Origin of the sequence: Variovorax sp. ZS18.2.2, from assembly GCF_024701975.1 — a bacterium.
Classification (GTDB): domain Bacteria; phylum Pseudomonadota; class Gammaproteobacteria; order Burkholderiales; family Burkholderiaceae_C; genus Variovorax.
The window spans coordinates 62,301-78,493 of sequence record NZ_JANLNM010000002.1; the positions used below are offsets into that span (position 1 = coordinate 62,301).

The window sequence follows — 16,193 nt, forward strand, 5'->3', positions numbered from 1 at the left end:
TTACACGCCTTGCTTCAGTGAGGCTTCGATGAACACGTCGAGGTCGCCATCGAGCACCTTCTGCGTGGCCGAGACTTCGACGTTGGTGCGCAGGTCCTTGATGCGGCTGTTGTCCAGCACGTAGCTGCGGATCTGGTGGCCCCAGCCCACGTCGGTCTTGCTGTCTTCCAGCTTTTGCTGCTCTTCCTGGCGCTTGCGCATCTCGTGGTCGTACAGGCGCGAGCGCAGGCGCTTCCACGCCACGTCGCGGTTGCTGTGCTGGCTTCGGCCGTCCTGGCACTGCACGACGATGCCGGTCGGAATGTGCGTCAGGCGCACGGCCGAGTCGGTCTTGTTGATGTGCTGGCCGCCCGCGCCCGAGGCACGGAAGGTGTCGGTGCGCACGTCGGAAGGGTTGATGTCGATCTCGATCGAATCGTCGATTTCCGGGTACACGAAGATCGATGCGAAGCTGGTGTGGCGGCCGCCCGAGGAGTCGAATGGAGACTTCCGCACCAGGCGGTGCACGCCGGTCTCGGTGCGCAAGAGGCCGAAGGCGTAGTCGCCTTCCACCTTGATGGTCGCGCCCTTGATGCCGGCGGTGTCGCCGGGCGTTTCGTCTTCGATCTGCGTCTTGAAGCCCTTGCGCTCGGCGTACTTCAGGTACTGGCGCAGCAGCATGCTGGCCCAGTCGCAAGCCTCGGTGCCGCCGGCGCCGGCCTGGATGTCGACAAAGGCGTTGAGCGGGTCAGCCGGGTTGTTGAACATCCGGCGGAATTCGAGCTGCTTGATGTCGGCTTCGAGCGCGGTGGCGTCATCGGAGATGGACTGCAAGCCGTCCATGTCGCCTTCTTCCTTCGACATCTCGAAGAGCTCGGAGTTGTCCGAAAGGCCGTTGGTGAGCCGGTCGAGCGTGATGACCACGTCGTCGAGCGACTTCTTTTCCTTGCCCAGTTCCTGGGCCTTCTTGGGGTCGTTCCAGACGTTCGGGTCTTCGAGCGATGCGTTGACTGTCCTCAGTCGTTCAGCTTTGGCATCGTAGTCAAAGATACCTCCGTAAATCGACCGTACGGACGCTCAGGTCCGCGAGCATTGCGCCGATTTGGTTGATCTGTTCTGCGTCCATGGGGTGTCCTGACTGTGTGAGATTGGTGTTCGGGGTAACCCGGGATTTTCTCACGCTCGGGAACCCCGCCCTGGAGAGCCCCTGTATTGCTCCTTCCCCCTCTGGGGGAAGGCTGGGATGGGGGCAGGCGGCTTCGACGTCGCGACAGTATTCAAGGCCGCGTGCCCCCACCCCAGCTCTCCCCCGGGAGGGGAGGGAGGAAGGCAAGAAAAAGCCCCCTGGGCGCGTCGCGCGCACAGGGGGCAGGGCAATCTACGCGCCGATCAGAACGCCGGCACCAGCGACCCCTTGAACTGCGTCTCGATGAAGCTCTTCACCTCCGGCGACTGGTACGCCGCCACGAGACGTTTGGCCCACGGCTTGTCCTTGTCGACACGGCGCACGGCGATCAGGTTGGCGTAGGGGCTCTTCGGCGATTCCTTGATCACGGCATCCTTGTTGAGCGACAGGCCCGCCTTCTCGGCGTAGTCGTTGTTGATGGAGGCGATGGTCAGGTCATCGAGCGAGCGCGGCAGCTGGGCCGCGTCGAGCGCCACGAGCTTGAGCTTCTTCGGGTTCGTCACCACGTCCAGCGGCGTGGCGTTGTTGTTCTTCACCGCCTCGGGCTTCAGCGTGATGAGCCCGGCCTGTTGCAGCAGCAGCAACGCGCGATTGCCGTTCGACGGATCGTTCTGGATGCCGACCGAGGCGCCGTCCGGCAACTGGTCGATAGCCTTGATCTTGCGCGAGTAGAAGCCCAGCGGCGCCGTGATGGTCAGGCCCACGGGCACGATGTCGAAGCCGCGCGCCTTGTTCTGGTTGTCGAGAAAGGGCTGATGCTGGAAGGCGTTGGCGTCCAGGTCGCCCGAGGCCAGCGCCGCATTGGGCAGCTGGTAGTCGTTGAACACGACCACCTGGATGTTCAGGCCGTCCTTGGCGGCGACCTTCTTGACCACCTCGAAGATCTGCTCGCCGTTGCCGACGGAGACGCCGACCTTGAGCGTGTTCTTGTCTTGCGCGAAGGCGGTGCCGCCGGCGAAAAGAGCGGTGGCCAGTGCGGCAAGGGCCAGGGTGCGGCGGCGGAAAGTGCTGTGCATGTTGTTGCGCGAAATCAAAAAAATGAAGGCGCGAATGTGGCATCGCCCGGCGCATTTGGGAACGAACCAATGCGCATATCGATATGGCGTCGGCGGCAGGCGTTTTGAAATGCTTATGCGTTTTCATGCATAAGCAAGCGCCGATTTGTTCGTTCCCTTTTGGGGCGGTTGTTTACATACTCGGCACCTTTTTGCGAACTCCGCGACCGGCTTTCACGCTGGCTGCGCCTCCTCTCCATGACCAACCATTCGCCTGATACGGCCCGCGGCGACGCGGAGCAGCCGGTCATCCGTCTTCAATCGGTGCAGAAGTCCTTTGCCCTGCCCAGCGGCGAGGTGTTCGACGCCGTGCAGTCGCTCTCGCTCGACATCCACCAGGGCGACGTGTTCGGCCTGATCGGCAAGAGCGGCGCCGGCAAGTCGACGCTGCTGCGCCTCATCAACCTGCTGGAGCGGCCCGATGCGGGCAAGGTCTTCGTCGGTGGGCGCGACCTCACCACGCTCTCGCGCCGCGAGCTGCGCGACACGCGCCAGAACATCGGCATGATCTTCCAGCAGTTCAACCTGCTGCAGAACGCCACGGTGTTCGACAACGTGGCCTTCCCGTTGAAGATCCACGGCCGCCACTCGAAGGCCGAGATCAACACGCGGGTGCGCGAATGCCTCGACCTCGTGGGCCTTGCCGAGAAGATCGACACCTACCCGGCTCAGCTCTCGGGCGGCCAGAAGCAGCGCGTGGCCATCGCCCGCGCGCTGGCGCCGCGTCCGCAGGTGCTGCTGTGCGACGAGCCCACCTCGGCGCTCGACACCGAAACTACCCGCTCGCTGCTCGAGACGCTGCGCGACATCAACCAAAAGATCGGCGTGACCATCGTGATCGTGACGCACGAGCTTTCGGTGGTCGAGGTGCTGTGCCGCAACGTGGCCATCCTCGAGAAGGGCCGGCTGGTCGAGCAGTTCGCTGTCGATGCGCCGAGCGAAGAGCGCAAGACGGCCCTCGGCCGCGAGATCGACGAGCTGGTGCGCCGCCGCGAGCGCGAGGCGCGCCTGCCGGTCGAGCCGCGCCCCGCATCCGCCGCGCGCAACGCACAGGAGGTGGCCTATGTTTGAGAACATCGCCCCCATCCTTCCCGAGCTCTGGACCGCCACGGGCCAGACTTTCATGATGCTGGCCATCGGCCTCTCGGCCGCGGTGCTGATCGGCGGGCCGCTGGGCATCCTGCTGTTCCTGTTGGGGCCGGGTCAGTCGCTGGAGAACAAGCCGGCGTTCCTCATCCTCAACTGGATCGTCAACACGGTCCGCTCCTTCCCTTTCATCATCCTGCTGGTGGCGCTGGTGCCGTTCACGCGAATCATCGCGGGCACCTCCATCGGGCCTCTGGCGGCGGCGGTGCCGCTGTCGTTCGCGGCCATTCCGTATTTCGCGCGGCTGGTGGACCAGTGCCTGCGCGAAGTGCCGCGCGGCGTGATCGAGGCGGCGCATGCCATGGGCGCCTCGGAGCTGCAGATCGTCTGGCGCGTGCTGGTGGTGGAGGCGCGCTCGGGCCTGGTGCTCGCGCTCACGGTGCTGGCGGTGAGCTTTCTCTCGTACTCGGCGATTGCCGGCGTGGTGGGCGGCGGCGGCATCGGCGACCTGGCGATCCGCTACGGCTACTACCGCTTCCAGACCGACGTGATGGTGCTCACCGTGGCGCTGCTCGTGGTGCTGGTACAGATCCTGCAATTCGTGGGGAACACCACGGCACGCAGGCTGGACAAGCGTTGATTTCCTTCTTTTCTCCCTTTCTCTTTCCTGTTGCTCATTCCATGAAAACCGCATTGCTGCGCCGCTCCGTCCTCGCCGTTTCCCTCGTCGCGCTGTCGTTCGGCGGCCTTTCGCTGGCGCAGGCGCAAGACGCCAAGAAGAACCTCGTGATCGGCGGTACCGCCGGCTCGAACATCGACCAGCTGAAGGTCGGCATCGTCCCGATCCTCGAGAAGAAGGGCTACAAGGTGAAGCTGGTCGAGTTCAACGACTACGTGCAGCCCAACCTGGCGCTCGCCCAGGGTTCGCTCGACGCCAATTTCTTCCAGCATCAGGTCTACCTGAAGAAGTTCTCGGCCGACCAGAAGCTGGACCTCGCCGAACTGGTGCAGGGCCCGATCGCGCCGCTGGGCGTGTACTCGACCAAGCGCAAGACGCTGGCCGACGTGAAAGAGGGCGACCGCGTCACGTTGCCGAACGACCCGAGCAACCTGGCGCGCGCGCTGGTGCTGCTGGAGCAGAACAAGCTCATCACCATCAAGGCCGGCGTGGACCCGATCCGTGCGTCCGAAAAAGACGTGGCCGAGAACCCGAAGAAGCTCAAGTTCATTCCGCTCGAAGCCGCGCAGCTGCCGCGTTCGCTGGGCGACACCGAGTACGCCATCGTCAACGGCAACTTCGCGATCTCGTCGGGCCTGAAGCTCAGCGAGGCGGTGGTGCTGGAGAAAACGCCCGACTACTATCTCAATGTGGTCGCAGTGAAGACCGGCGACAAGAACTCGGCCTGGGCCAAGGACATCGTCGAGGCCTACCACTCGAAGGAATTCAAGACGGTGGTCGACACCAAGTTCCAGGGCTACGCCAAGCCCAGCTTCCTGCAGTAATCCAACCTCGACAAAGGACGCCCCATGCCCGTGCTCGCCGTATTCGATGCCCAAGCCAACTGGCGCGACACGCATGTGTGCGACGGATGGATCACCGAGCATCTGGCGAAGCAGGGGGTGAGTTGGGGGCGGGGGAAGGCGAAGAAGGGGCAGCGTGCGCTCGATGGGGCGGGGCTGTTCTATCTGCCTACGGCTGACGGATATCTGGGCCTGCTGTTCGAAGGGGGCGAGTGGGTTTCCATTCCATCTGGCAAGCTGCATTTCTTCGATGCGGGCGAGGCGGAGTCTTTCGATGGGCTGCCTGCTGCGCTGCCGCTGTTCGAGGCCTTCGTTGAAGAAGTGCTATCGCTGACGGGGAACGACGCCGACGACGAGTGAGCGCCTTTGTTCAGGGCGTGTGCACAGGCCATCGGGTACTCCCCTCCGCGAATGTCCCCCGGCTTCGCCTCCTCCTTGATTTCGCTGCGGGGAGCACCCGACGCCCTACGCACGTGGACGTGCTGTGGGTGTGCGGCCGATCAACGACTGCTCTGAAAACGAGCGTGCCGATGGGGTGCTTTGCGCAGCGAAATCAAGGAGGAGGGGCGAAGCCCCGGGGGACATTCGCGGAGCAAGGTACCCCATCGGCACGCTCGTCACCCTGAACAACGCTCAAGCTGCCAGCCGCTGCGCCACTCGCCCGCCGGGTCGCGCCAGCCCGAGGTGATCGCGCAGCGTGCGCCCTTCGTACTCGGTGCGGAAGAGCCCCCGCTTCTGCAGGATCGGCACCACACCATCGACGAAGTCCTGCAGCCCATGTGGCAGCGCATCCGGCATCAGGTTGAAGCCATCTGCGGCACCACCCTTGAACCAGTGCTCGATATCGTCGGCGATCTGCTCCGGCGTCCCCACGATCACCCGATGCCCGCCGCCGCCCGCGAGTTCGCGGATCAACTGGCGGACCGTGTAGCCGTGCGTGCGGCCGGCCGCGACCACCGCGTTGAAGAAGGTGTGGTTGCCGTTGCCATTGCCCGGGAGCGGCAGGTTGTCGGGCAGGCGCTCGTCGAGCTTCAGACGGTCGGGCGTGATGCCCAGCGTGCCGGCGATTCGCGTGAGGCTGTAGTCCCACGGGATCAGATCGACCAGTTCGTCGCGGCGTCGGCGCGCTTCGGCCTCTGTGCCGCCCACGATGGTGGTGAGGCCGGCGAGCACCTTCACCGCATCGGGGCCGCGGCCCAGTTCGGCGGCGCGGGTCTTGAGGGCGCGCGCGTAGGCCAGCGATTCTTCGAAAGACTGGGAGGCCGAGAACACGGCTTCTGCATGGCGTGACGCAAGCTCGCGCCCATCGGCTGATGCACCCGCCTGCACCAGCACGGGATGCCCCTGCGGCGCACGCGGCAGGTTCAGCGGCCCCTGCACCGCGAAGTGCTCGCCACGGTGCGCAATCGCATGCACCTTGGTTGGGTCGATGAAGCTGCCGGTGGCCTTGTTGCCGATGAAGGCATCGTCTTCCCAGCTGTCCCACAGCGCCTTCACGATGTCGGCGAACTCCGAGGCGCGGGCGTAGCGCTTCGTGTGGTCGGGCGTGGTGTCCAGGCCGAAGTTGCGGGCCGAGGGCAGGTCGGCCGTGGTCACCATGTTCCAGCCCGCGCGGCCGTTGCTCACGTGGTCAAGCGTCGAGAAACGGCGCGCGATGTTGTAGGGCTCGTTGTAGCTGGTGGAGGCGGTAGCGATGAGGCCGATGTGCGTCGTCGCCGCGGCCACGCAGGCCAGCAGGATGGTTGGTTCCAGCGCGGTGATCGGGCGGAAGTGGATCTGGTCCACGATGGCCGCGTTGTCCGCGAGGAAGATCGCATCGAGCTTGGCCGCTTCGGCGATCTGCGCGGTGCGGATGTAGTGCTGGATGTCTGCGAACGCCCACGGGTCGCTCTCCGGCAGCCGCCAGGCCGAAGGCACGAAGCCCGAATGCAGGATGTTGACGTTGAGGTGCAGTTGCCTGCGTGGCGCTGTGCTGTTGCTGCTATCGCTCATTGGCTGAAATAGTCCGGCAGCCGGTAGCCCGCCCACACGGGGTTGGCCCTGAAGAACTTCTGGAACTCCGGCGACTGGTAGGCGGCCACGATGTCTTTCGCGAACTTCGCGTTCTCATTGCTGCGCTTGACGGCCACCACGTTCACGTAGGGCAGCGTCATGTCTTCGAGCTTCAGCGCCTCGGTGAGCTTCAGGCCCGAGGCCACGGCGAAGTTGCCCTGCACGGCCGCGAGGTCGGCATCGGCCAGCGAGCGCGGAGCCTGCGCTGCATCGAGCGGCACGATCTTCAGCCGCTTGGGGTTGTTGACGATGTCGCGCTCCGACACGCTCAGCGGGCTCACGCCCGGCTTCAGCGTCACCCAGCCGACGGCCGCGAGGATGTTGAGCGCACGCGCCGCATTCACCGGATCGGCGGGCAGCGTGACGGTCGCGCCGTCGGGCACCTTGTCGAGCGACTTGTGGCGCTGCGAGTACAGCCCCATCGGTGGCGTCGGCACATGCACCACCGGCACGAGGTCGAAGCCCTGCTGCTTGTTGGTGGCGTTGAGGTACAGCGTGTGCTGGAAGATGTTGGCGTCGATCTGCCCGCGCTCCACCGCGTCGTTGGGTTGCACGCCCTGGCTGAACTCGACGTACTTGATGGTGTAGCCCAGCTTCTTGAGCTGCGGCTCGATGCCGTTCGTGAAGGCATCGCGGTACGGGCCGGGCATGAAGCCCACGCGCAGGTCGTCGGCGTGGGCGGAAACGTGCAGGAGCAGGCTCAGTGCGAGGCCGCCGGACAGCGGGGCGAGGCGGCGCAGCCACGAGGGCGCGCGCGAAAGGGAAGGCATGACGACAACTCCGGGAGACGGCAACAGGAGTCGGGCACTCTAGGCGACGGTGCATGCCGCGCGAACGAAGATTTGCGCGCTTGGATATCCGTTGGCCGGATATCGAGGGGTGGCGCGGTGACATCGTTCCGCTCCTTTTGTAGGATGCCCCCATGACCCAGCACATCGGAATCGTCGGCTGCTCAGCCGAAGGCGCATCGCTTTGCTACCAGACCATTTGCGTGGAGGGCGCGAAACTCCTCGGGCCGCACGCGCATCCCGAGGTCTCGATGCACACGCCCTCGCTCTCGGACTACATGGAACACATCCACCGCGACGACTGGCGCGGCGTGGGCGAAGTGATGCTCGCCTCCGCGCACAAGCTCGCGAAGATCGGCGCGGACTTCCTGGTCTGCCCCGACAACACCATCCACCAGGCGCTTCCGTTCATTGAAGGGCGTTCGCCGCTGCCCTGGCTGCATATCGCGGAATGCGTCGCGGAGGAGGCGGTGCAGCGCGGATTCCACCGCATCGGCATCACGGGCACGCGCTGGCTGACCGACAGCGAGGTGTATCCCGAAAAGCTCTCGGCGCGCGGCCTGGCATACGTTCGACCCACCATCGAGGAGCGCGACGAGATCGCGCGAATCATCATGGAGGAGCTGGTCTACGGCGTCTTCAAGCCCGAGGCCGTGGCGACCTTCCAGCGCGTGATGCAACGCATGAAGGACGAGGAAGGCTGCGACGCGGTGGTGCTCGGCTGCACCGAGATTCCGCTGATCATGAGCGACGCGAATTCGCCGTTGCCGACGCTGGACTCGACGCGGCTGCTGGCGCGCGCGGCATTGCGCCGCGCCACGCGGAAAAACTAGGCCAGGAATTCCTCGATCAGCCGCGCCACGCGCTGCGGCTGGTCGTGGTGCAGCATGTGGCCCGCATCGTCCAGCCGCTCGATGCGCACCGAGGGCACGGACTTCAGGCGCTCATGGAATTCCTCGAGCGTGTAGCGGCTCTTCCACCAGCCCTGCAGGCTGTCGTCGGCGGCTTCGATCATCAGCGTCGGCGCGGTGATGCGCGCGTAGAGCGCGAGGGTTTCATCGACGCGGAAGATGTGCGCATTGACGATCTTGTGCGCCGCCTCGCCGAGGATCTGCCAGCGCGTGCTGCCGTCGGGCTGAATCTGCCCGGCCGACCAGTGGCTTGCGAGCCAGTCGGCCTTGTCCTGCGTGAGGCGCGGGTTGGTCTTCATGAGGCGGCGGGCCACGCCGTCCACGGCCGAGTAGCCCGAGAGCGCCTTCTCGCCGCGGTGCAGGCCCTTGAGCTCGTCGATCCACTGGCCGTAGCGCGCGGGCGCTTCGTCAGGCTTGCGCGCGGGCATGCCGAAGCCTTCGAGGTTGACGAGGCGGCGAATGCGTGCGGGCCGCACACCCGCGTAGTGCATCGCGACGTTGCCGCCCATGCTGTGGCCGACGAGGTCGACCGGGCGCGCATCGTCGCCTTCGCCCGCGTAGTGGTCGAGCAGCCATTCGAGGTCGGCGAGGTAGTCGGCCAGCCAGTAGTTGTCGACACCGCCGCCGTCGGTGAGGCCGAAGCCGCGCCAGTCGGGGGCGATGATGAAGCGGTCTTCGGCCAGCGCATCGACCACGAACTGCCACGAGGCCGCGACGTCCATCCATCCGTGCACCAGCACCAGCGGCGGGCGTTCGGCCGAGGGCTGGCCCCAGAGGCGCACGTGGTAGCTGAGGTTGCGCACGGGCACGAATTCGCTGCGCGAGGGACGGAGGGCTTGGTACATGGGCGTCGATGATAAGGAGCGGGCTGCGTTCGCGCAGTCCGGCAGACGACAGTTGCGGGCAGCTGCGGACAGTGCCGCTCGGGCTTTGGCCGCGCGGCCAGCGCGTTGCGGGGGAGGGCGGTAGCATCCCGCGCATGAAAAAGATCCAACTCGGTCAGAGCGACCTGCACGTCACCCCTATCTGCCTCGGCACCATGACTTTCGGCGAGCAGGTCGATGAACCCACCGCCCATGCCATCCTGAGCCGTTCGCTCGAACGCGGCGTCGACTTCATCGACACCGCCGAGATGTACTCGGTGCCCACCCGCAAGGAAACCTACAGCGTCACCGAAACCATCATCGGCAACTGGTTCGCCGCCAACCCCGGCGCGCGCCAGAAGCTCGTGCTGGCCACCAAGGTGGCCGGCCCGCTGCGCAACACGCCCTGGGTGCGCGAAGGCGTGGGCATGACGGCCGCCGACATCGTGGCCTCGTGCGAGGCGAGCCTGAAGCGCCTGAAGACCGACACCATCGACCTCTACCAGATCCACTGGCCCGAGCGCCACGTGCCGGCCTTCGGCAACATCTACTACGACCCCGCCAAGGAGGTCACGCAGACCCCGATCCACGAGCAGCTGGAGACCTTCGCCAAGCTGGTGAAGGCCGGCAAGATCCGCGCGATCGGCCTGTCGAACGAAACGCCCTATGGCGTGCACGAGTTCGTGCGGCTGGCCGAGCAGCACGACCTGCCGCGCGTGGCGACGGTGCAGAACGTCTACAACCTCGCGAGCCGCGGCGTGGAGAACGGTTTGGACGAGACGATGCACCGGCTGGGTGTCTCGCTGCTGGCCTATTCACCGCTGGCCTACGGCCTGCTCACCGGCAAGTACGACAAGAGCGGCATCACCGGACCCGATGCGCCCGAGGAAGCGCGCATCACCCGCTACGAGTCGGTGCGCAAGCTGCGTTGGGGCCGCCCCGACGCGCTGAAGGCCGCGCGTTTGTACAACCAGCTCGCACGCGACAACGGGCTCACGCCCACGCAGCTCGCGCTGGGCTTCTGCTACACCAAATGGCAGGTGGCGAGCACCATCATCGGCGTGCGCACGCTGGCGCAGCTCGACGAGGACATCGATGCGTACGGCACCAAGCTGTCGCCAGAAATCCTGGCCGAGATCGACAGGATCCGTTGGGACATCCGGGACCCGGCGGCGTGAGCCACAAGAAGGTCCATGTTTCCGAAACGCCCGCAACGCAACTGCTGCGGGCGAACAAGATCGCCTTCACCGAGCATCCGTACGAATACATGGAGCACGGCGGCGCGCAGCGCGGCGCCGAGATGCTCGGGCTCGATCCGTTCACCGTCATCAAGACGCTGGTGATGCAGGACCAGGACGCGAAGCCGCTGATCGTGCTGATGCACGGCAACCGCACGGTGTCGACCAAGAACCTCGCGCGGCAGATCGGCGCCAAGTCGGTCGAGCCCTGCAAGCCCGAGGTGGCGCAGCGCCACAGCGGCTACATGGTGGGCGGCACCTCACCCTTCGGCACACGGCGCGAGATGCCGGTCTACGTCGAATCGACCATCCTCGCGCTGCCGAAGATCACCCTCAACGGCGGTCGGCGCGGCTACCTGATCGGCATCGATCCGCAGGTGTGCGTGGCGCTGCTGGGGGCTGTGCCGGTGGAATGTGCGCTGGCAGAATAGCCGGCGCCATGACGTCATCGCCCCCTGATTCCCTTCCGCCCCATTGCGCGGCCAACAAAGGCGGCGGGCCGATTTTCAAGGTCGGTTTCGAGAACGACACGGCGCAGTGGACCGAGGTCTTCGATCTCTCCGCGCTCCTCCTCGAGGCGCTGGCCGCGCGGGGCTTCAAGGCGGTGCTGGAACGTGAGGGCTGGCTGCTGCTGCCTGAAGAAGGGCTCTGGCTGTGGCCGCAGATCACGAGCTATCACCCCACCGACGATGGCAGCGTGCGCACCTCCACCACCATCGAAGTGGCGCATGCCAGCCTGCTGCCGGGCGGCACCTTCGAGTACCAGCATTCGTATGGCGATGACATCGCTTCTTCGCTGACCCGGGGCTTCGACCTCTGGGCGCAAGTCGACCTGGTGGTGTTCAAGGATGCGCTGAGCGACGAGCTGGCCCATTGCACCTCGCTGCAGATGCAATGGGAGCCCAACGAGGGCGTCGGGGAGGGCCGCGAGCGGCGCGTGCTGTTCGGTCCGGTCGCACACCAGGCCGCGCGAGAAGCGGCCGAGGAAGAAGAGCACCCGTTCTGCCCCTGCTGCCTCTTCACCAACACCTGGGACGCCTACAAGCCGCAGATCGAATCGGACGGCGTCTATGGCCTTCGCCTCTATGCCGCGCGCGATGCGCAAGGCCAGGTGCAGGCCGACTGCCGCGTGAACGGCGAGGACTGGCCCGCTGGTGCCGAGGCCCTGCGCGCCTATGTGGCGCAGTGGCCCGACCGGGGCTTCGAGTTCCGCAAGCAGTACGTTGTGATCCAATCGCCGCCCGAGACCTGACAACGGCACGCGCCGTCGTCACCCAAGAAAAACAACCAATCCCCGCGGAGCGCTGCCTTGAGTTTTCACCTGCCGTCCCTCATCGCCATCGTGGCGTCGTACCTGATCGGCTCGCTGTCGTTCGCGGTCATCGTGAGCAAGTCGCTCGGCATGGCCGATCCGCGCAGCTACGGCAGCGGCAACCCCGGCGCGACCAATGTGCTGCGCTCGGGCAACAAGGGCGCGGCGCTGGCCACGCTGGTGCTCGACGCGGTCAAGGGCTGGCTGCCGGTGTTTTTGATCCGCCACTACGGCGCGCAGTGGGGCCTGGGCGATGGCGTGGCCGCCGTGGCGGGCCTCGCGGCCTTCCTGGGCCACCTGTACCCAGTGTTCTTCGGCTTCCAGGGCGGCAAGGGCGTGGCCACCGCTGCAGGCGTGCTGGTGGGCATCGCGCCCTGGCTGGGGCTGGCGACCGGCGCCACCTGGCTGATCATCGCGGTCTTCTTCCGATACTCGTCGCTGTCGTCCCTGGTGGCGGCCTTCTTTGCGCCGGCCTATTACCTCTTGGGCGGCAACATTGCGTGGCCGCTCGACCGCACGGTGCTGATTGCGATCATCATCATGAGTCTGCTGCTGATCTGGCGGCACCGCGAAAACATCCGCCGGCTCGCGGCCGGCACGGAGTCGAAACTCGGCAGGAAATAGGCTCGCCCCCAGGCTGCGGCGCACTGCGTGTCGCCTTCGCCAACCCCCTGCCGGGGGCAACACCAGAGGCCCGGCAAAGCCGGTTCCTCGGTGTTTCACGAACAGAGTTTTGGATGGAAGGAAATTTATGGCTTCAGTGACTCGCTTTCACGTCGGTCCGCGCCTCTCGGAGACGGCCGTGCACAACGGCACCATCTACCTCGCTGGCCAGGTGCCCGACGACACCACGCAGGACATCCGCGGCCAGACCGCGCAGGTGCTCGCCATGGTCGACCGCCTGCTCGCAGAGGCCGGCAGCGACAAGTCGCGCATCCTCATGACGCAGATCTTCCTGGCCGACATCACCGACATCACGGCGATGAACGAGGTATGGGATGCGTGGATTCCGGCCGGCAACACGCCGCCGCGCGCGACGGTGCAGGCCAAGATGGCCAATGCGGCCTACAAGATCGAGATCGTCGTTACCGCCGCTGCGGCCTGACGGTCAGTACCGTTTCTCGAGGACCATCTGGTCCGCGTCTCGGCGCATGGAGAAGCGGTTGATGAAGCTGTTGCCGAGCAGCGCGTAGGGCATCGGCTGCTGCGTGACGATGGCGTCGATGTCGTAGACCTCGACATCGCCCACGCGCACCGACTGCAGCCGCAACCTGTAGCCCTGGGACACGCCATTGGCCGTGCTCATCTGAACGAGCCGTCCCTTGCTGTAGTCGAGCCCGATGCGCTGGGCGTCGTCGGCCGACAGCGCGATCGTCGTGGCGCCCGTGTCGAGCATGAAAGTGATGGTCTTGCCGTTGATGGCGCCCTGCGTCATGAAATGGCCGCGGCTGTCGGCCGGCAGCACGATGCGGTTGCCGCCACCGCCTGAACTTCCGCCGCCACCGATGCTGACAGGCGTGTCCATGCGCAGGTTGACGCGCTTGCCCTCGAGTTCGACCACCGCCTGCTCGGACTGAAGCGACACCAGCTTCACCCCCTGGAAACTCTCGCCGACCGCCACCGTCTTGGGCGGCGCGCCGTTCACGATCAGGATCGCGCGGCTGCCGATGGTGCCGGTGAGCGTCACCGAACTGGCAGCGTGCGCCGCCGCCACGGCAGCCAGAAGATGCGCGGCGACGACGAGGGATTTCATGGGATCAGTCGCGGAAGTTGTTGAACGACAGGGGCATGTCCGGCACGTCCTTCTTGATCAGCGCCATCGCCGCCTGCAGGTCGTCGCGCTTGGCACCGGTGATGCGCACCGCGTCGCCCTGGATCGCGGCCTGCACCTTGAGCTTGCTGTCCTTGACGATGCGGGTGATCTTCTTGGCCTGCTCGCTCTCGATGCCGCTCTTGACCTTGATGACCTGCTTGACCTTGTCGCCGCCCATCTTCTGGACGTCGCCCTTGTCGAGGAAGCGCACGTCGACGCTGCGCTTGGTGAGCTTGCTGCGAAGGATGTCTTCCACCTGGACGAGCTGGAACTCGGCGTCACCGATCATGGTGATTTCCTTGTCCTTGAGGTCGACGGCGGCGGCGGTGCCCTTGAAATCGAAGCGCGTCGCGATTTCCTTGGCGGTGTTTTCGACCGCATTCTTCACTTCGGGCAGATTCGGCTCGCAGACGGTATCGAAAGACGGCATGGGCTCTCCTGAATTCACTTGGGCTGGATGCGACAATTCTCCCATGATCGTGGAGCACAACGTCCCCCTGCAGCCGTACAACAGTTTCGGCATCGTCGCGCGCGCGCAGCGCCTGGCGCGCATCACGGACGAGGCCGATATCGCCGAGCTCCTGGCCGGCCCGGACTGGCAGGGCGCCCCCCGTTTCGTGCTCGGCGGCGGCAGCAACATCGTGCTGACCGGCGACGTCAAGCCGCTGGTGCTCAAGGTGGAAATCAAGGGTCTGCGGCTGGTCGAAGAGACGCCGCGGGCCTGGATCGTCGAAGCGGGTGCGGGCGAAATCTGGCACAACGCCGTCGAATGGATGGTGCGCAATGGCTATCCCGGCCTCGAGAACCTGGCGCTGATTCCGGGCACTGTGGGCGGCTCGCCGGTGCAGAACATCGGCGCCTACGGCGTCGAGTTGCAGGACCGCTTCGACTCGCTCGACGCCATCGACCTGGACACCGGCCGCAGCTTCACGCTCGATGCCGCCCAATGCGCCTTCGGCTACCGCGATTCGGTTTTCAAGCATGTGCGCAGTGGCCCGAACGACTTCGGCCTCGCGGGCCGGGCGCTCATCACCCGGGTTCGCTTCCGGCTGCCCAAGCCCTGGAAGGCGGTGGTCGGCTACCTCGATCTCGAACGCAAGATGGAAGAAACCGGCAACTTCACGCCGAGCGCCGTCGACATCTTCGATTGGGTCTGCGCCATCCGCCGCGCCAAGCTGCCCGACTGGCGCGTGCTGGGCAACGCCGGCAGCTTTTTCAAGAACCCGACGGTCACGCCCGAGCAGTGCGCCGACATCATCGCGCGCGACCCCAAGATCGTTCATTACCCGATGGCCGACGGCAGCATCAAGCTCGCGGCCGGCTGGCTCATCGACGCCTGCGGCTGGAAGGGCAAATCGGTCGGCAATGCCGGCGTGTACGAGCGGCAGGCGCTGGTGCTGGTCAACCGCGGCGGCAGCGAGAACCCGGTGACCGGCGGCGAGGTGATGACGCTGGCCAAGGCCATCCAGACCAGTGTGTACGAGCGCTTCGGCATCCGGCTGGAGCCCGAGCCGGTGGTGGTCTGACAAAGCGATGGATCTCGACTTCCTGCACCTGAACTATCGCCGGCGCATTGCCGCGCTGGTGTGGGCGCAGCGAATCGTCATCGTGGCGGGCATCGCCTCGGTCTTTTTGGTGCCAGCGCGCTGGTGGGGATCGGCGCTGCTGTTCATCGCGGCCTTCTGCTTCGCGGCACTGCTGAGCCGCATCGAAGTAAGCCTGCGCCGCCAGTTCATCCGTGAGGCGCGGATGCCGCCCTTCCTTGTCGGCAAGCTGCGTGAAGCCCATCCGCAACTGAGCCGCCGCGATGCCGAACTGGTGCTGCGGGGCCTGCGCCAGTTCTTCATGGCGCACCTGCGCAGCGACCGCAAGTTCGTCGCCATGCCTTCGAAGGTGGTCGACACCGCCTGGCACGAGTTCATCCTGCACACGCAGGGCTACCAGAACTGGTGCAAGGCAGCCTTCGGCGGCATGCTGCACCACAGCCCGGCTGAGGTGCTGGGCAAGGACCCCAAGCGCAACGACGGCCTGCGGCGCACCTGGTACTGGGCGTGCAAGGAAGAAAGCATCGATCCGCGCAAGCCGGCTCGCCTGCCGCTGCTGTTCGCACTGGACATCAAGTTCGCCATTCCCGGCGGCTTCGAGTACGTGCCCGATTGCAAGGCGGTCGATAGGCACGATGGCTCGACCGCGCAATGCGGCAGCGAATTCGGCGAGTCCTCGTCGGATGGCGGCAGTTCAGGCGACGGCGATGGTTTCGGCGGCAGCGAATCGAGCAGCGGTGGCGATGGTGGAGGCGGGGACTCCGGCGGCGGCGACAGCGGTGGAGGTTGCGGAGGGGGCTGCGGCGGAGGCGGCGACTGATCGACGCGATACGCACACCAAAGAA

At 65.8% G+C, this 16,193-nt stretch carries 19 protein-coding genes; 12 read left to right on the forward strand and 7 right to left on the reverse strand.

Annotation, left to right across the window (positions count from 1 at the left end; translation table 11 throughout):
* Both prfB and NU688_RS10790 read right to left on the reverse strand, forming a co-directional pair.
* Positions 1–1,105, reverse strand: a protein-coding gene (gene prfB, locus NU688_RS10785; protein WP_257860605.1) for a peptide chain release factor 2 whose coding sequence is annotated in 2 segments (ribosomal slippage) — positions 1–1,023 and positions 1,025–1,105 — 1,104 coding nt in all. Because the reading frame shifts where the segments join, the coding sequence is not laid out codon by codon here.
* Between the two features lie 263 nt (positions 1,106–1,368).
* A complete protein-coding gene (locus NU688_RS10790; protein ID WP_257860606.1) occupies positions 1,369–2,181 on the reverse strand; it encodes a MetQ/NlpA family ABC transporter substrate-binding protein in 813 nt (270 codons plus the stop codon).
* A gap of 237 nt (positions 2,182–2,418) precedes the next feature.
* Here NU688_RS10790 and NU688_RS10795 point away from each other — a divergent pair, with 237 nt between their 5' ends.
* From NU688_RS10795 to NU688_RS10810, 4 genes are read left to right on the forward strand one after another with little or no spacing between them, the layout of a single operon-like run.
* Positions 2,419–3,291 carry a methionine ABC transporter ATP-binding protein gene (locus NU688_RS10795; RefSeq protein ID WP_257860607.1) on the forward strand — a complete coding sequence of 291 codons (873 nt, stop codon included), beginning with the start codon at positions 2,419–2,421 and terminating at the stop codon, positions 3,289–3,291.
* The gene (locus NU688_RS10800) at positions 3,284–3,946 is read left to right on the forward strand and encodes a methionine ABC transporter permease (protein ID WP_176656114.1); all 663 of its coding nucleotides are present in this window, start codon (positions 3,284–3,286) and stop codon (positions 3,944–3,946) included. Before NU688_RS10795 ends, NU688_RS10800 begins: the two co-directional genes overlap by 8 nt.
* Positions 3,947–3,987: 41 nt before the next feature.
* On the forward strand, positions 3,988–4,809 hold the full coding sequence (locus NU688_RS10805; RefSeq protein WP_013542753.1) for a MetQ/NlpA family ABC transporter substrate-binding protein: 822 nt from the start codon (positions 3,988–3,990) through the stop codon (positions 4,807–4,809).
* A gap of 24 nt (positions 4,810–4,833) precedes the next feature.
* The gene (locus NU688_RS10810; protein WP_257860608.1) at positions 4,834–5,187 is read left to right on the forward strand and encodes a hypothetical protein; all 354 of its coding nucleotides are present in this window, start codon (positions 4,834–4,836) and stop codon (positions 5,185–5,187) included.
* A 273-nt stretch (positions 5,188–5,460) separates the two neighbouring features.
* Here NU688_RS10810 and NU688_RS10815 read toward each other — a convergent pair whose 3' ends face one another.
* Both NU688_RS10815 and NU688_RS10820 read right to left on the reverse strand, forming a co-directional pair.
* Positions 5,461–6,819 carry an LLM class flavin-dependent oxidoreductase gene (locus tag NU688_RS10815; RefSeq protein ID WP_257860609.1) on the reverse strand — a complete coding sequence of 453 codons (1,359 nt, stop codon included), beginning with the start codon at positions 6,817–6,819 and terminating at the stop codon, positions 5,461–5,463.
* Positions 6,816–7,649: a MetQ/NlpA family ABC transporter substrate-binding protein gene (locus NU688_RS10820; protein ID WP_257860610.1), complete on the reverse strand. Its 834-nt coding sequence runs from the start codon at positions 7,647–7,649 to the stop codon at positions 6,816–6,818. Before NU688_RS10820 ends, NU688_RS10815 begins: the two co-directional genes overlap by 4 nt.
* A gap of 152 nt (positions 7,650–7,801) precedes the next feature.
* Between NU688_RS10820 and NU688_RS10825 the strand changes: the two genes are divergently transcribed.
* Complete coding sequence (locus NU688_RS10825; protein ID WP_257860611.1) at positions 7,802–8,500, forward strand: aspartate/glutamate racemase family protein; 699 nt, start codon at positions 7,802–7,804, stop codon at positions 8,498–8,500.
* Here NU688_RS10825 and NU688_RS10830 read toward each other — a convergent pair.
* Positions 8,497–9,423 carry an alpha/beta fold hydrolase gene (locus NU688_RS10830; protein ID WP_257860612.1) on the reverse strand — a complete coding sequence of 309 codons (927 nt, stop codon included), beginning with the start codon at positions 9,421–9,423 and terminating at the stop codon, positions 8,497–8,499. The two genes, NU688_RS10825 and NU688_RS10830, sit on opposite strands and share 4 nt — an antisense overlap.
* A gap of 134 nt (positions 9,424–9,557) precedes the next feature.
* Between NU688_RS10830 and NU688_RS10835 the strand changes: the two genes are divergently transcribed.
* The 5 genes from NU688_RS10835 (at position 9,558) to NU688_RS10855 (ending at position 13,096) form a co-directional block, all read left to right on the forward strand.
* Complete coding sequence (locus NU688_RS10835; protein WP_257860613.1) at positions 9,558–10,619, forward strand: aldo/keto reductase; 1,062 nt, start codon at positions 9,558–9,560, stop codon at positions 10,617–10,619.
* The gene (locus NU688_RS10840; RefSeq protein WP_257860614.1) at positions 10,616–11,110 is read left to right on the forward strand and encodes an aminoacyl-tRNA deacylase; all 495 of its coding nucleotides are present in this window, start codon (positions 10,616–10,618) and stop codon (positions 11,108–11,110) included. The genes NU688_RS10835 and NU688_RS10840 overlap by 4 nt, the downstream gene beginning before the upstream one ends.
* 8 nt (positions 11,111–11,118) lie before the next feature.
* A complete protein-coding gene (locus NU688_RS10845) occupies positions 11,119–11,931 on the forward strand; it encodes a DUF6348 family protein (protein ID WP_257860615.1) in 813 nt (270 codons plus the stop codon).
* A gap of 57 nt (positions 11,932–11,988) precedes the next feature.
* Entirely contained in the window at positions 11,989–12,615 is a 627-nt protein-coding gene (gene plsY / locus NU688_RS10850) for a glycerol-3-phosphate 1-O-acyltransferase PlsY (protein WP_257860616.1), read from the forward strand.
* 127 nt (positions 12,616–12,742) lie between these two features.
* Positions 12,743–13,096, forward strand: a complete 354-nt coding sequence (locus tag NU688_RS10855) for a RidA family protein (protein ID WP_257860617.1) — start codon at positions 12,743–12,745, stop codon at positions 13,094–13,096.
* Positions 13,097–13,099: 3 nt separating this feature from the next.
* Here NU688_RS10855 and NU688_RS10860 read toward each other — a convergent pair whose 3' ends face one another.
* On the reverse strand, positions 13,100–13,744 hold the full coding sequence (locus NU688_RS10860; RefSeq protein WP_257860618.1) for a TIGR02281 family clan AA aspartic protease: 645 nt from the start codon (positions 13,742–13,744) through the stop codon (positions 13,100–13,102).
* Positions 13,745–13,748: 4 nt separating this feature from the next.
* Positions 13,749–14,234: a YajQ family cyclic di-GMP-binding protein gene (locus NU688_RS10865; protein ID WP_013542743.1), complete on the reverse strand. Its 486-nt coding sequence runs from the start codon at positions 14,232–14,234 to the stop codon at positions 13,749–13,751.
* Between the two features lie 43 nt (positions 14,235–14,277).
* On the opposite strand from NU688_RS10865, the gene murB reads away from it, so the two are divergent.
* Together murB and NU688_RS10875 are read left to right on the forward strand one after the other, a co-directional pair.
* Positions 14,278–15,330: a UDP-N-acetylmuramate dehydrogenase gene (murB, locus tag NU688_RS10870; protein ID WP_257860619.1), complete on the forward strand. Its 1,053-nt coding sequence runs from the start codon at positions 14,278–14,280 to the stop codon at positions 15,328–15,330.
* Between the two features lie 7 nt (positions 15,331–15,337).
* Positions 15,338–16,168, forward strand: a complete 831-nt coding sequence (locus tag NU688_RS10875; protein ID WP_257860620.1) for a hypothetical protein — start codon at positions 15,338–15,340, stop codon at positions 16,166–16,168.
* Positions 16,169–16,193 lie beyond the last annotated feature (25 nt).